Source organism: Rhizobium anhuiense bv. trifolii (genome assembly GCF_024346605.1).
Lineage (GTDB): Bacteria > Pseudomonadota > Alphaproteobacteria > Rhizobiales > Rhizobiaceae > Rhizobium > Rhizobium anhuiense.
This window is the reverse complement of record NZ_CP098803.1, coordinates 169,663-183,973: the sequence shown is the minus strand read 5'-3', so window position 1 is coordinate 183,973 and position 14,311 is coordinate 169,663. Positions and strand designations below refer to the sequence as shown.

The following is a 14,311-nucleotide window of genomic DNA, read 5'->3' as shown; positions in this document are numbered from 1 at the left end:
CATTCGGCTGACGGCACTGGACGAGTTGGCCGAGAGGCTGGGGTTGAGGAAGGATTTGGGCGTTGCCGAAGCGCGCGCCATGTATCCAATGCTCGAGGTCGCGGAAGAGGATCCGGCGGCCGACCGCCGGCTGCTGGAGGCAATTGCCGACTGGTGCGACCGTTATACGCCGCTGGTGGCATTCGACGGCAAGGACGGTCTGTTTCTCGACATTAGCGGCTGCGCCCATCTGTTCGGCGGTGAAAAGGCGCTTCTTCGGGATGTGCTGTCGCGGCTTTTTCATATGGGGTTCGATGCACGGGGCGCGATTTCATCATCGCCCGGCCTTTCCTGGGCGGTGTCCCGCTTCGGGCAGAGTGGCGTGATCGAGGACGAAGAGGCGGAACATGTGCTGGTGTCCTTGCCGGTTACAGCCTTGCGGCTGGAAGGACAAACCGTCGATGCTCTGAAGAAGCTCGGCCTGAAATATATCGGCGATGTCATCGATGCGCCGCGAGCGCCGCTAACCCGCCGGTTCGGGCCGGAGCTGCTTCTGCGTCTCGACCAGGCGCTGGGGCATGAAGAAGAGCCGGTCTCTCCCCGGCGTCCTGTCGCCAGCCTCTCGGCCGAAAGCCGGCTGATGGAGCCCATCGGGACGGAAGAGCAGATCCTTGCCGTCACCAGGCAGGTCGCCATGTCGCTGCAGCCGTCGCTGGAGGCGCGAGGGGCTGGCGGGCGGGTGTTCGAACTGGTCCTGTTCCGCGTCGACGGCAGGGTCTTTCGTATCTCCGTCGGCGCTTCGCAGCCGCTGCGCGAACCAAAGCTCATTGCCGGGCTTTTTTCCGAGCGATTGCAGGCGGTCTATGATGATCTCGATGCCGGCTATGGTTTCGAGATCCTGCGGTTGAATGTGTTGCGGCACGATTCCTTCAACGAAGCGCAGGAGGATTTCGAGGGCGATCGTCAGGGAGAGATCTCGCTTTCTGTTTTCGTCGACCGGGTGTCGGCCCGGCTTGGTGCGGATTGCCTGCAAAGCTTCCAGCTTCGCGAGAGTCATGTGCCGGAACGCGCCGTCATTACGGTTCCTGTAATGGAGAGTCTTCCCAGGCGGAAGGTAGCGCGGGACATCCAACTTCCTTTCCGCGAAGAGCGCCCGTTGCGGCTCTTTGCAACGCCGGAGCCGGTCGAGATCATGATGGCCGAAGTGCCCGATGGTCCGCCGCAGATCTTCCGCTGGCGGCGCATGCAGCATCAGGTGGCAAGAAGCGAAGGGCCGGAACGGATTGCCATGGAGTGGTGGATCGATGGGGATGAGGCCGAGGCGCGTGACTATTTCCGCATTGAGGATGAGACCGGGCATCGCTTCTGGATCTATCGTCGTGGTTTTTATGGTCAGGAGCTTGACCCTCGCTGGTTCATGCACGGCGTGTTCGCATGACAACCGCACGGGCATTCTTCGAGGTCGGCACGAGAACGAATTTCTCGTTTCTCGAAGGCGCCTCCGGTCCGGAAGAGATGGTTGTGCAGGCCGCTTATTTGAAGCTCGGCGGTCTCGGGATTGCGGACCGCAATTCGGTTGCCGGCGTTGTGCGAGCGCATGCCCAGGCGGAGCAGCTTGAGGAGAGATACAAGAACAGGGATGAGATTCTGGCTGAGGCGAAGAAGAAGGGAAAAACAGAGGTCATTCTCGATCCTATCCGGGTTCAACCGGGCGCGCGTCTCGTCTTTTCCGACGGAACGCCTGATATCCTTGCCTATCCACAAAACCGGCGAGGCTGGGCAAACCTCTGCCGCCTTCTCAGCGCCGGCAATCTGAAGGAAGAAGCGGTCAAGGGAAGCTGCATCCTGACGGAAGCGGAGCTTGCGGAATGGGGGGACGAGATGATGCTCGCCCTCGTTCCCGACCGCAGCCTTGTCGATCATCAGGCGGGGCAGTCGACGCTGGACGATTATCTGGAGCGGCTTCGCAGGCGATTCCGCAAGGCCTTTTTCATGGCGCTGGCGCCAGCCTATGACGGCCGCGAGAGGCAGGTCTTTGCGGTGCTTTCGATGCTGGCTGCCCGAAACCGCGTGCCGCTGATTGCCACCAACCAGCCGATTTACCACCATCCTGAACGCCGGCCGCTTTCGGATGTCGTGATCGCGATCCGGGAGCATGTGCAGATACCACAAGCCGGATTCCTGCTGGCGCCGAATGCCGAACGTTACCTCAAGGATTCACGTGAAATGGCCCGGATCTTCCGGGACTATCCTGATGCGATCGAAAATACGCAGACCTTTTTCGGCAAGCTGAGCTTTTCGCTGAAGGAACTGGAGCACAATTATCCGCCTGAAAACGATCCGGGCGAAACGCCGCAGGAGACCCTGGAAAGACTGACGAGAGCGGGCGCCGCAAGGCGTTATCCCGACGGTATCCCGCCCAAGGTGGCGCAACAGATCGATTATGAACTGAAACTCATTGGGGATAAGCAATATGCCTCCTACTTCCTGACGGTTCACAAGATCATCCAGCACGCCCGCTATGAACTTAAGGTCTTGTGCCAGGGGCGCGGATCGGCGGCAAACTCGGTCATCTGCTATTGTCTTGAGATAACGGAAGTCGATCCGCAGAAGAGCACGCTGCTCTTCGACCGCTTCATTTCGATGGATCGTGACGAACCGCCGGATATCGATGTCGATTTCGAGCATGACCGGCGCGAAGAGGTCATCCAGTTCATCTACAAGAGATACGGCATAGAACATGCCGGACTGACGGCGGGGGTGACCACCTATCGGACCCGTTCGGCCGGCCGTGAGGTCGCCAAGGCCTTTGGGCTCTCGGAGGATGTTCAGTCGGCGATCAGCAGCCTCGTCTGGGGCTGGTCGGAGGACAATCTCTCCGAACGGGATGCCAAGGCGGCCGGCCTCGACATCAAGGATCCGGTGACGCAGAACGTGCTGAAATATGCGTCCGAGCTTCTCGGTTTCCCCCGCCACCTCACCCAGCATGTTGGCGGCTTCGTCATCACGCGGGACCGTCTCGACGAGGTGGTGCCGATCATGAAGACGGCGATGCCGGATCGCTACATGATCGAGTGGGACAAGGACGACCTCGACAATGTCAAGATCCTCAAGGTGGATGTGCTGGCGCTTGGCATGCTGACCTGCCTGCGGAAGGCCTTCTCGCTGCTTGAACTGCATTACGACGTGAAGAAGACGCTCGCAGACCTCGGCAACAAGGAGCATGGGGACGAAGGCGAGCCGGTTTACGAGATGATGGGCCGGGCCGATACGCTCGGCGTCTTCCAGATCGAAAGCCGGGCGCAGATGAGCATGCTGCCGCGTCTGAAGCCGAAGCTATTCTACGACCTCGTCATCGAGGTGGCGATCGTGCGGCCAGGACCGATCCAGGGCGATATGGTGCATCCCTATCTGAAGCGCCGGGAGCAGCAGGCCAAGAACATTCCGATCGAATATCCGAGCAAGGAGCTGGAAACGGTTCTGGAAAGAACCCTCGGCGTGCCCTTGTTCCAGGAACAGGCCATGCAGATCGCCATTACCGCCGCAGGCTTCAGACCGGCGGAAGCCGACAAGCTTCGCAGAGCGATGGCGACATTCAAGAGAACCGGGACGATCGGCAATTTCGAAAAGCGGTTCATCGAGGGAATGGTCTCAAAGGGCTATGCCCAGGAATTCGCGCAGCAGTGTTTCAACCAGATCAAAGGCTTCGGCGAATACGGCTTCCCCGAAAGCCACGCCGCCTCCTTCGCGCTGCTCGTCTATGCCTCCTCTTGGCTCAAGGCCTATTATCCCGATGTCTTCTGCGCGGCGATGCTGAACTCCCAGCCGATGGGGTTTTATGCGCCGGCGCAGCTGGTGCGGGATGCACGCGAGCACGGGGTAAGGATCCTGCCGGTCGATATCAATGAATCGGACTGGGATTGCGGACTGGAAGAAGCTGTCTTCGATCGGAATGCCGTCGATTTCCGGCATGAGAAGATGCGCACGATCATCAAGACCCGGCATGCGATGCGACTGGGTTTTCGCCAGATCAAAGGCCTCTCGATAGACGATATGGAACGACTGGTCGGCAATCGAGGCGAAGGTTACAGTTCGGTGCGCGATCTCTGGCTGCGGTCCGGTCTGCAAAAATCCGTCATCGAGCGGCTGGCGGATGCCGATGCATTCCGGTCGATCGATCTGTCGCGGCGCGAAGCGCTCTGGGCGGTGCGGGCGCTGGATGTGAAGAGCGCAGCCGAGGAACTACCGCTTTTCGAGCAGGCCCGTCATATCGACCTCCAGATCGAACCTATGGCGAAGCTGCCGGACATGCTGCCGGGAGAACAGGTCATCGAGGACTATCGTTATCTCTCGTTGTCGCTGAAGGCGCATCCGGTCTCTTTCCTGCGGGAGGAGTTTCAAAGGACGGGCATCACGCGCAATGTCGATCTGTTGAAGATCGCCAGCGGAAAGCGGGTGACGATCGCCGGCCTCGTGCTGGTGCGCCAGCGACCGGGTTCGGCCAAAGGTGTGATCTTCATGACGCTGGAAGACGAAACCGGTGTGGCCAATGCGATCGTCTGGCCGAAAATGTTCGATAAATACCGATCGGTCGTGATGGGTGCTCGGCTGGTGAAAATCCGCGGCAGGCTGCAAAGCCAGAGCGGAGTGATCCATACCGTTGTCGAGCATATCGAGGATATGACGCCGGCGCTCGGGATCCTGCACCGCGAGGCCCGGCGTTTCGGCGCCTGCGAACGAGCAGACGAAGTGCTGAGACCGGGGGGCGATCCGCGGCAGAAAAAGCTTGCGCATGCGCAAGAGAGGGTGGAGCTGGAAAAACGCATGGTTGCAACAGACCGCCATGCGGGCGCGGCGGCAACGGCTGAAGTGATGCCGCGCGGACGCAACTTCCATTAAAATAGCGTCACCCGATCAGGGCATGCGGCGCGTCTTCATCGGCCTTGTGGCGTCATCATCCTGAAACCTCTGCATAATTTTAGACGATATGCATGGGGTCTCATCCGGACGCTGTTATTCAATGATGCGGGGCTCGAATTTTTTCTTGACAGCCACCATCTTCTTTAGCAGAAAACACGATAGTCAGTGTCATGTTTGGAATGAAGACGTGCTCGTCTGCAGCTGCAATTATATAACCGATAAGGAAATCCGGGAGGTTATCACCAACCTTCTCGATGAAGACTGTTGGCAGCTTATCGTGCCTGCGAAGGTCTACCACGCCATGGAAAAACGCGGCCGCTGCTGCGGCTGTTTTCCCAACGTCGTCGACATCATTATCCAGACGACCGAGGAATATCACGCCCGTCGCCACTCGACGGAGACCGAAATATTTGATTTCATGTCCCGCTTGAAACAATTCCATGAGGAAAACAGGAGAGCGGACATTGAAAGGCGACAAAAAGGTCATCGAGCGGCTTAACGAGGCGTTGTTCCTCGAACTCGGTGCGGTCAACCAATATTGGGTTCACTATCGTCTTCTTGAGGACTGGGGCTACACCAAGCTCGCCAAGAAGGAGCGCGCCGAATCCATCGAAGAGATGCATCATGCCGACCGGCTTGTTGCGCGCATCATCTTCCTCGAAGGCCATCCCAACCTGCAGACCCTTGCACCTCTGCGCATCGGCCAGAACGTCAAGGAAGTGCTGGAAGCCGATCTTGCCGGCGAATATGACGCCCGCACGGCTTACAAGAAGTCGCGCGATATCTGTCATGAGGCCGGCGACTACGTCTCCATGAAGCTTTTCGAAGAGCTGCTGGCGGACGAGGAAGGTCATATCGACTTCCTCGAAACACAGATCGATCTGCTCGAGAAAATCGGCGAGAGCAAATACGGCCAGCTCAACGCCGACTCCGCCGACGAGGCTGAATAAGGCCCCTGCCGATATCGGCCGCCCCATCGGCGGCCGATATTCTTCACCTGGCCCGATATTCTTCATCTGGCATTGTCGTGGACCTTGCTCCCGTTTGCCGAGCGCAAACCGAAGCGGTCTTCCTGCTCAATCAATCTTCCGATTGCAGCGTCGTCAGATGCTGGAATTCGGCCACGACCTGGTCGTAGACGGCGCGCTTGAAGGGGACGATCAACCCCGGCAGCTGCTGCATCGGCTTCCACTCCCAGGCATCGAATTCCGGCTCGTGGCCGCCCGGCGGCGGGTTGATGGCGATCTCGCTGTCGTCGCCGTCGAAGCGGAAGGCGAACCAGCGCTGCGTCTGACCGCGGAATTTTCCTTTCAGCCCGATGCCGATCAGTGCCGGCGGCAGATCGTAGTTGATCCAGTCTCGCGCTTCGGCGAGCAGGGTCACCGTCTTCATGCCGGTCTCCTCGTAGAGCTCGCGGTAGGCGGCGTCCAATGGATCCTCGCCCTTGTCGATGCCGCCCTGAGGCATCTGCCAGAGCTGCGGCGAGCCGTCATATTCGGAATTGCCGTCGGGGATGCGCCGCCCGGCCCAGACGAGACCCTGGCGGTTCAAGATCATCACGCCGACGCAGGGGCGGTAGGGCAGATCCTCGGCTTTCACAGTCGCCTGGCTCATCTTTTTCTCCGTTAGGGGATTCTTCTCAGGGATCCTTATCAAGGATTCTTATCAAGGATTCCGGGGGTCGTTGGAAAGGGCGGCGACGCCGACGATCTCGATGCCGCGCATCGCGGCCCCCTCGCTCCATTTGGCGATGGCGTCAACGCTCTCATCGAAAGCCGATGCGACGCCGATCGCCTGACCGTTCTTGCGGGCGATGCGCTCGAGCTCGTCGAGCTTCTTCAGGATGGCGTTGATATCGAGCTGGCCGTCGAGCTGCAGATCGGCAAAAGCATAAGGCAGTTCGGTTCCCTTGGCCACCGTCGCCGTCTTTGATTGTGCCGAAGTGCCGTCGTCGAGGAACAGCAGGCCGCGTTTGCCGATATCGCGCATCACGGGTTCCATGGCGGCGGGATCCGACAAGAAACGGCCGCCGAGATAATTCATGACGCCGGTATAATTGGTGATCTCGCCCATCGCCTTGTGCAGGTTCTCGATGTTGCGGGCGGCCGGCTTCGTGGTCAGCAGGGTTTCAGGACCCGGATCATTCGCCGGATAATCAAATGGTTCGAGCGGTACCTGCAACAGGATCTCGTGGCCGCCGCGGCGGGCTTCCTGCATCCAGCGCTGCAGACTGTTGCCGCTCGCGGCGAAAGCGAAGGTGATCTCTTCCGGCAGGTCCGCTATGGCGCGCTGCGTTCCGGTCTGGCTGAGCCCGAGACCGCTGACGACGATGGCGATGCGGACGCCGCGCGCGCCGGACGAAGGACGGGCATATTGATCCATCGGCCGCCGGCCATCCGGACCGACGATCGGAAGCCTGCCCAAGGGGGTTTCTTCGAGCAATGCTTCATTCGGCTGAGCTGCCATGCGCGGATCCTGGCCGATCTGCATGGCATCGACCAGCACCGGCCCGCTGCCGTCACGCGGGCGCGGGCTGTATTTGGTGACGACGGAGCCGTCACCGGTGACCATCTGCTCGACATTGGCGCCCGAGCGCGGCTCGGCGCGCGGCATGCCGTCAGCCGCCTGGTTGGCGGCTGACGTTGGTGGCCGAGGCTGGGAAGGCGGCGTTGCTGGCTGCTCGGCCGCAGGCGGTTTGCTGCGTTCGAGCCCATCGCCGCGAAATGCCGTATAGAGCGAAAAGCCGCCTATCGCGAAAAGGCAGAGACTGGCGGCGATGCGGCCCAGGCGCAGAACACCCGGGCGCCGGCTGCCGGTTTTGCGGTTGCGGCCCAAAGGCGCATGCAGGTCCGTTCCCAATTTTTCGCCCGCTCCAAAACCGGGAAACAGCAGAAAGGGAAGGCCGGGCGAGGTGCCCGGCCTTGAGATGATCGATTACTTGGCGACGACGGCCTTGTCCGGGTTCGGCGGGAAGGCCGGATCGGTCTTCTTGCCGCGCAGCAGGTCGAGCGCGTAGTTCAGCTGAACGTCGTCCTTCGGGTCCGGCGGGACGTAAGCAACGGAGCCCGAACCTTCATCCGTCTCGCTCTGGCCCTTGATGTGGCCGCGCAGGCTGGATTCGCCTTCGGTCACCATCTTGCCCTGCAGTTCCTCCGGCAGCGGCTCCTCGACCTTGATGTCGGGCGTGATGCCGGTACCCTGGATCGAGCGGCCCGACGGCGTGTAATAGAGCGCCGTGGTCAGGCGCAGCGCGCCGTTTTCGCCGAGCGGGATGATCGTCTGGACGGAGCCCTTGCCGAAAGAGCGCGTGCCGAGAATGGTGGCACGGCGCAGATCCTGAAGAGCGCCGGCGACGATTTCCGATGCGGAAGCCGAACCGCCATTGATCAGCACGATCACCGGCTTGCCATCCGTCAGGTCGCCCGGGCCGGCATTGAAGCGGCGGGTTTCATCCGGATTGCGGCCGCGGGTCGAAACGACCTCGCCGCGCTGCAGCAGGGCATCGGAGACGTTGATCGCCTGGTCGAGCAGGCCGCCCGGATTGAGGCGCAGGTCGAGAACATAACCCTTCAGCTTGTCAGCCGGAACGGTGTCCTTGATCTTCTTGATCGCCTTTTCCATGTCGGGATAGGTCTTCTCGGTGAAGGAGATGATGCGGAGATAACCGACATCGTCCTCGACACGCGACTTGACTGCCTGGACGGCGACGACGTCACGGACGATCGTCAGTTCGATCGGCTTATCGGCGCCCTTGCGGATCAGCGTTAGCTTGATCGGCGTGTTGACGGCGCCGCGCATCTTCTCGACGGCGTCCTCCAGCTTCAGGCCGCGCACGGACTGGCCGTCGATCTCGGAGATATAGTCACCGGCGAGAACACCGGCCTTGGCGGCGGGCGTATCATCGATGGGGGTGATGACCTTGACGAGTTCGTCTTCCATCGTGACTTCGATGCCGAGACCGCCGAACTCACCCTTGGTCTGGGTGCGCATGTCCTCGGCGTCCTTCGCATTCATGTAGCTCGAATGCGGATCGAGAGAGGAGAGCATGCCGTTGATGGCGTTCTCGATCAGCTTGTCTTCGGCCGGCGGCGTCACGTATTGCGCACGCACGCGCTCGAAGACATCGCCGAAAACCGAAAGTTCCTTGTATGTAGAGGATCCGGCCGCTTCTGCCGGCACACCCGCCGAGTAAATGACGCTCATTGCGGTCGCACCCATCAATGCGCCGACCAGAACAAGAGAAGCCCTACGAATCATTGCGTGCCTTTCCAGTGTCTTTGGAGGTCCACCACGGCCGGGAATCGACCGGTTTACCGTCCTTTCGAAATTCAATGTAAAGCGTTGGCCGGTCCGTTTCCAGCGCCAATGCAGTTGCGCTTGCCACTCTTTTTGCGCCCATCACGGCAAGCGGCTCGCCGGAGAAAACGAACTTTCCCTGACGGGTATTGATCGTATCCATTCCCGAGAGAACCAGGTGATATCCATCGCCCACGTCGAGGATAATCATCTGGCCGTAACTGCGGAACGCGCCGGCGAAAACCACCAGGCCATCCGCAGGCGCCGTCACCACCGTCTCCGGATTGGTGGCGACCGTCATTCCCATGGCCTCGTGTCCGGTGCCGTCGGCATCGCCGAACTGGCGCAGGATATCGCCCGCAACGGGCACCTCCAATTTCGCCTTCAATTCTCCGAAGGGATATGCGGGCGCAATGCGGTTTTTATCAGGCACGCCGCTGTCGGCGAGCGCCCTGGCCTGAGCGCGCTGCTCGTCCGTCATAAGCCTGCGGTTCTCCTCCGCCTGGCGGGCGGCGGCGGCAGCGTCCCGCACCGAAGCGATCTCGGATTCCATCGAGGCGACAAGGCCTTCAAGGCTCGTCGCCTTGCCCGCCAGCTCTTCGGAGCGTCTTCTCTCGGCTGCGAGTTCGGCGGCATTGTTGCGGCTGAGCTTGTCGTTTTCGGCAAGCAGCAGGTCCATGCGCCGCTCCTCCTCGATGCCATCCGTCATCGTCGCGGTCAGCGAGGCCTTTTCGGCGGCGCTTGCGGTTTGCAATGCGGCGAGGTTTGCGAGGTCTGCGGCAAGTTTGTCGGTCTCCTTGCGGATGCCGGGCACGACCGCGCCGAGCAGAATGGCGCTCCGCACCGATGCGAGCGCGTCATCGGGGGTGACGAGCAAAGCGGGCGGCGGGTTGCGGCCCATGCGCTGGAGTGCTGCCAGCACCTCGGCCAGAAGGCCGCGGCGCTCATGCAGGGAACGGCGGATGCCATCCTCCTTGACGCCGAGACCGGCAAGCTTCTTCTCGCTTTCGAGGATCTGCCTTTCAAGCGCCTTGCGGCGTGCGGCGGAATCGATCAGCGCCTGGCGGATGCTCTCCGTGCTCTTTTCCAGATCGGCAATGCTCCGGCGAAGCGCGCTCACCTTGTCGGTGGAGAGACTGATGGTCTTCGACAGGGTTTCGAGTTCGGCTCGGGTCTGATCACGCTTGGCGGCAAGTTCGGCGGCGGGATCGGGCGGTGGCGGCTCGGCTGCCGGCTGCGGTGCGGATTGTGCCGCTTCGGGGGCGGCTTCCTGCGCCCGGACGATGAACGGATTTGCCGACACGACAATCACCGCCACACCGACACCGGCCGCGATAGCCGGCAGGATCATGCGGTGTCGCCTGGTGGATGCTCTCGTCATGCGTGTTGGGGCACTTTCTCAAATCGCGCGAAGACTAAGCTGATTTGGCGCGCTTTGCCAGAACGTTCGACGGACAGCGAGTGTCCAAGCAAACACGGCTGCGTGACATTACGACGCGCTGGGCGACGCATTGGGCCGCCGCGGCATCAGACGCGGTGATAGGGGTGGCCGGACAGGATGGTAACGGCGCGGTAGAGCTGTTCGGCGATCAGCGTGCGCACCAGCTGGTGCGGCCAGGTCATCTTGCCAAGACACAGCGTGGCGTCGGCACGATCGTACAGGGAGGGATCGAGGCCGTCGGCGCCGCCGATCGCGATGGTCAGTTCGCGTTTGCCCTGATCGCGATAGGAGCCGAGCAGATTTGCGAAGGCTTCACTGTCGAGCGCCTTGCCGCGTTCATCGAGAAGAATGAGAATGCTGCCATCGGCAAGCGATTTCAAAAGCATCGCCGCCTCTTCACGCTTGCGGGTTTCCGCATTGGAGGCACGGCTTTCGGCCACTTCGGCAACACGGGTAAATTCGAGGCCGACGGCAGGGCCGGCCTTGGCAAAACGGTCGAGATAGCGGGCCACAAGATCCTTTTCGGGGCCGGACTTCAGCCGTCCCACCGCAAAAAGACCTATTCGCATTCATCCGCTCCCGCTCATGCGGCACATCGGGCGCACACTGCGCCACCGGCCGGCTTGTGATATTTTCCGGCCAGCCAATGCCACGTCTCAGGCGCCGGACAGAATGCCGGCCTGCCTGTCAGTGCCGTGTTTCTTCATCCATATCCGGAGCCGCCCACATCTTTTCGATGTTGTAGAACTCGCGGATTTCGGGACGGAACACATGCACGATAATGTCACCCGTGTCGATCAGGACCCAATCCCCGCCTTCCTGACCTTCGACGCGGGCCGTACCGAGGCCGTCGTCCTTAAGGTCGGTCAGCAGATGATCCGAGATCGCCATGACATGCCTGTTCGAGCGGCCGGAGACGACGATCATGTAGTCTCCCAGCGCCGATTTTCCGGCAATGTCGATGGTGACGATATCTTCAGCTTTGGAGTCCTCAAGGCTGGCGAGGACGGTTTCTAGGGCACGGGCGGCGGCATCGGCGCCACGTTCCGCACTCTTCGGGATAACGGCGAGCGTTTTTCCCTTGGCGTGTACTGTTGTCAGTGCTTTCCCTTTCCTGGAATGACAAACTATGCACAACACAGATCCGATCGAGACCGGATCATGGTTAAGATAGGCATCAAACCATTAATGTTTCAAGACATGCTAAGGTACGGAACGGCCGAAAATCCGATCTAACGTCCGAATTGAAGAATATTGCCACGCGGGCTGCTTCCGGCGGGCGGTGTACAGTTTCCATACCGCAGCGTAAAGTGCCGAAAATTCCGCGATCTCTGGATTCAATGACCGACTCAGCCGCAAAAACACTCGTTCCCGTCCTGCGAATCAGCTTCCCGGACCAGGATCGCCTCGGTCGCGGAAAGATGGAGCTCCTGGAGCACATCCGCTCGACCGGTTCGATCTCGGCGGCGGGGCGGGCGATGGACATGTCCTATCGCCGGGCATGGCTGCTCGTCAGCGAGATGAACCGGATGTTCTCTGAACAGGTGGTGGAATCGCAGCGCGGCGGGCAAAGGGGCGGCGGCGCGGTGCTGACGCCGTTCGGCGAGGAACTGCTCGAGCGTTTCCGCCGGATGGAAAAGACGGTGCGCACCAGCCTTGCCGACGATCTCGCCTGGCTCGAAGGCAAGCGCAATCTGCAACAGGGCAAGCGCGGCTGATCAGGCCTCCAGGGCAACCGTCTTGATGACGGCGAAGACCGCCCTTCCCGGCCGAAGATCGAGGCGCTCGCAGGAGAGCGTCGTGATCCGGGAAAGAATGATATCGCCGCCGCAATCGAGCCGGATTTCCACCGTTCCGTCCTCGGCCGGCGATATCTGCTCTATCCTTGCTTCCAGGATATTCAGCGCGCTGAGCCCCTCCGGCTTTGCGGTCGCCAACATGACATCGCGGGAGGGAATGCGGATGCGGACCGATTTGCCGGGCGCAAGGGCCGCACCCGGAATATGGAGCCGGCAGGATTTCAGCGCGACGGTCGACAGGCGGTGAAGCGGATCGAAGCTTTCCACGGTGCCTTCGAGTAGCGCGCCCGCCTCGCGCCGATCGGCGGAGGTTGACGGACGGCTCAATATGTCGATGGCGGAACCGGTCGCTTCCACCTTGCCGTCGCGCATGACGACGACATGGTTTGCCAGCCGCGCCACCTCTGCGATCGAATGGCTGACATAGACGATCGGGATGTCGGTCTCGTCGCGCAAACGTTCCAGATAAGGCAGAATCTCAGCCTTGCGCGCCTCGTCGAGGGCGGCGAGCGGCTCGTCCATCAGCAGCAGGCGGGGCGAGGAGAGAAGCGCGCGGCCGATGGCGACGCGTTGCTTCTCGCCGCCGGAGAGTTTCGCGGGGCTGCGCGCCAGCAGCGTCTCGATGCCGAGCAGGTCGACGATGCGATCGAAGCTCTCACTGCCTGCCGTTCTCGCCGCGAACCAGCGGCCGTAGGAGAGATTGGCGCGAACGCTGAGATGCGGGAAAAGCCGCGCCTCCTGGAAGACATAACCGAAACGGCGGCGATGTTTCGGGATGAAGATGCCGGTTGCGGTGTCGGTCAGGGCCTCGCCGTCAAGGGCAACGCGGCCTGCGTCCGGGCGCGCGAGGCCGGCGATGATGCGGATCATCGCGGTCTTGCCGGAACCGGAACGGCCGAACAGCGCGGTGACGCCACGCTCGGAGGTGAAGGCGGCATCGAGCGAAAAGGCGCCAAGCTTCTGTTTTGCCTCGACGATCAGCGTCATTCCGGATCGATCCTCCGGCCGGCGAGACGGGCGAGGAATTCGGAGGCGAGCAAAGCGGCCATGGAAATGACGACGGCAACGAGCGTCAGGCGGAGTGCGCCGGCATCGCCGCCCGGAACCTGGGTAAAAGTGTAGATCGCCGCCGACAGCGTCTGGGTTTCGCCGGGAATGTTGGAGACGAAGGTGATCGTCGCGCCGAATTCGCCCATTGCCTTGGCAAAAGACAGGATCATGCCGGCGATGATGCCGGGCAGGGTCAGCGGCAGGGTGATCGTCAAGAAGACCCAGACAGGTCCGGCGCCGAGCGTTCCGGCGGCCTCCTCCAGCTTGCGGTCGACCGCCTCGATCGACAGGCGGATGCTGCGCACCATCAGCGGAAAGGCCATGATGGCGCAGGCCAAGGCCGCACCCGTCCAGCGGAAGGAGAGAACGATGCCGAAATACTGGTCGAGCAGGCTGCCGACCGGACCGCGGCGGCCGAACAGAATGAGCAGAAGGAATCCGGTGACGACCGGGGGCAGGACCAGCGGCAGGTGAACGACGCCATTCAGCACCGACTTGCCCCAGAAGCGGCCGCGGGCAAGCAGCAGGGCGACGAGGATGCCGAAGGGCAGGCTTGCCAGCATGGCGACGATCGAGACGCGCAGGCTGAGCAGGATCGCCGTCCATTCCTCATTGCTCAACCCCAACATGTCCAAATGCAGCTGTCTCCCTGGAAGTCTGGGGGCACGCCGGGGCGAGCCTCAGTTTGTTGACAATGCTCGTTCTTTACATGGCGTCATCCGACGCCTGCCCCTCATCCGCCTGCCGGCACCGACCGGGGTCAAGCCACGGGTCTCGACCCGTCCTTCAAACCCCCCGCTCGCGGGGCGAAGGGACCCTGTCGCAC

The 14,311-nt window shown here is 61.4% G+C and carries 13 protein-coding genes; 5 read left to right on the top strand and 8 right to left on the bottom strand.

The annotated features are described in order from the left end of the window. Nucleotide 1: 1 nt before the first annotated feature. The 4 genes from NE851_RS09515 (at nt 2) to bfr (ending at nt 5,849) form a co-directional block, all read left to right on the top strand. On the top strand, nt 2-1,417 hold the full coding sequence (locus NE851_RS09515; RefSeq protein WP_244604839.1) for a Y-family DNA polymerase: 1,416 nt from the start codon (nt 2-4) through the stop codon (nt 1,415-1,417). Next, a complete protein-coding gene (locus NE851_RS09510; RefSeq protein ID WP_063473860.1) occupies nt 1,414-4,878 on the top strand; it encodes an error-prone DNA polymerase in 3,465 nt (1,154 codons plus the stop codon). The genes NE851_RS09515 and NE851_RS09510 overlap by 4 nt, the downstream gene beginning before the upstream one ends. A 121-nt stretch (nt 4,879-4,999) precedes the next feature. Then, nucleotides 5,000-5,398 carry a (2Fe-2S)-binding protein gene (locus NE851_RS09505; RefSeq protein WP_080759938.1) on the top strand — a complete coding sequence of 133 codons (399 nt, stop codon included), beginning with the start codon at nt 5,000-5,002 and terminating at the stop codon, nt 5,396-5,398. Continuing rightward, nucleotides 5,364-5,849: a bacterioferritin gene (gene bfr, locus NE851_RS09500; protein WP_047615824.1), complete on the top strand. Its 486-nt coding sequence runs from the start codon at nt 5,364-5,366 to the stop codon at nt 5,847-5,849. The genes NE851_RS09505 and bfr overlap by 35 nt, the downstream gene beginning before the upstream one ends. A gap of 130 nt (nt 5,850-5,979) precedes the next feature. Here bfr and NE851_RS09495 read toward each other — a convergent pair whose 3' ends face one another. From NE851_RS09495 to rsfS, 6 genes are all read right to left on the bottom strand, one after another. Further along, a complete protein-coding gene (locus NE851_RS09495) occupies nt 5,980-6,513 on the bottom strand; it encodes an RNA pyrophosphohydrolase (protein ID WP_047615822.1) in 534 nt (177 codons plus the stop codon). 51 nt (nt 6,514-6,564) lie between these two features. Further along, a complete protein-coding gene (locus NE851_RS09490) occupies nt 6,565-7,758 on the bottom strand; it encodes a divergent polysaccharide deacetylase family protein (RefSeq protein ID WP_063473858.1) in 1,194 nt (397 codons plus the stop codon). A 75-nt stretch (nt 7,759-7,833) separates the two neighbouring features. Further along, nucleotides 7,834-9,156 (bottom strand): S41 family peptidase, encoded by a 1,323-nt coding sequence (locus NE851_RS09485; protein ID WP_028759099.1) that lies wholly within the window; start codon nt 9,154-9,156, stop codon nt 7,834-7,836. Continuing rightward, nucleotides 9,146-10,546, bottom strand: coding sequence for a murein hydrolase activator EnvC family protein (locus NE851_RS09480; protein ID WP_063473857.1), 1,401 nt, complete (start codon nt 10,544-10,546; stop codon nt 9,146-9,148). Before NE851_RS09480 ends, NE851_RS09485 begins: the two co-directional genes overlap by 11 nt. 176 nt (nt 10,547-10,722) lie before the next feature. Then, nucleotides 10,723-11,205, bottom strand: coding sequence for a 23S rRNA (pseudouridine(1915)-N(3))-methyltransferase RlmH (gene rlmH, locus NE851_RS09475; protein WP_063473856.1), 483 nt, complete (start codon nt 11,203-11,205; stop codon nt 10,723-10,725). 118 nt (nt 11,206-11,323) lie between these two features. Next, entirely contained in the window at nt 11,324-11,767 is a 444-nt protein-coding gene (rsfS, locus tag NE851_RS09470; protein WP_032984631.1) for a ribosome silencing factor, read from the bottom strand. Between the two features lie 209 nt (nt 11,768-11,976). On the opposite strand from rsfS, the gene NE851_RS09465 reads away from it, so the two are divergent. Then, on the top strand, nt 11,977-12,354 hold the full coding sequence (locus NE851_RS09465) for a winged helix-turn-helix domain-containing protein (RefSeq protein ID WP_028759070.1): 378 nt from the start codon (nt 11,977-11,979) through the stop codon (nt 12,352-12,354). Here the strand turns inward: NE851_RS09465 and modC are convergent, their stop codons facing one another. Next, the gene (gene modC / locus NE851_RS09460) at nt 12,355-13,422 is read right to left on the bottom strand and encodes a molybdenum ABC transporter ATP-binding protein (RefSeq protein ID WP_047615815.1); all 1,068 of its coding nucleotides are present in this window, start codon (nt 13,420-13,422) and stop codon (nt 12,355-12,357) included. Further along, on the bottom strand, nt 13,419-14,120 hold the full coding sequence (gene modB / locus NE851_RS09455) for a molybdate ABC transporter permease subunit (RefSeq protein ID WP_127431135.1): 702 nt from the start codon (nt 14,118-14,120) through the stop codon (nt 13,419-13,421). The genes modC and modB overlap by 4 nt, the downstream gene beginning before the upstream one ends. Between the last annotated feature and the right edge of the window lie 191 nt (nt 14,121-14,311).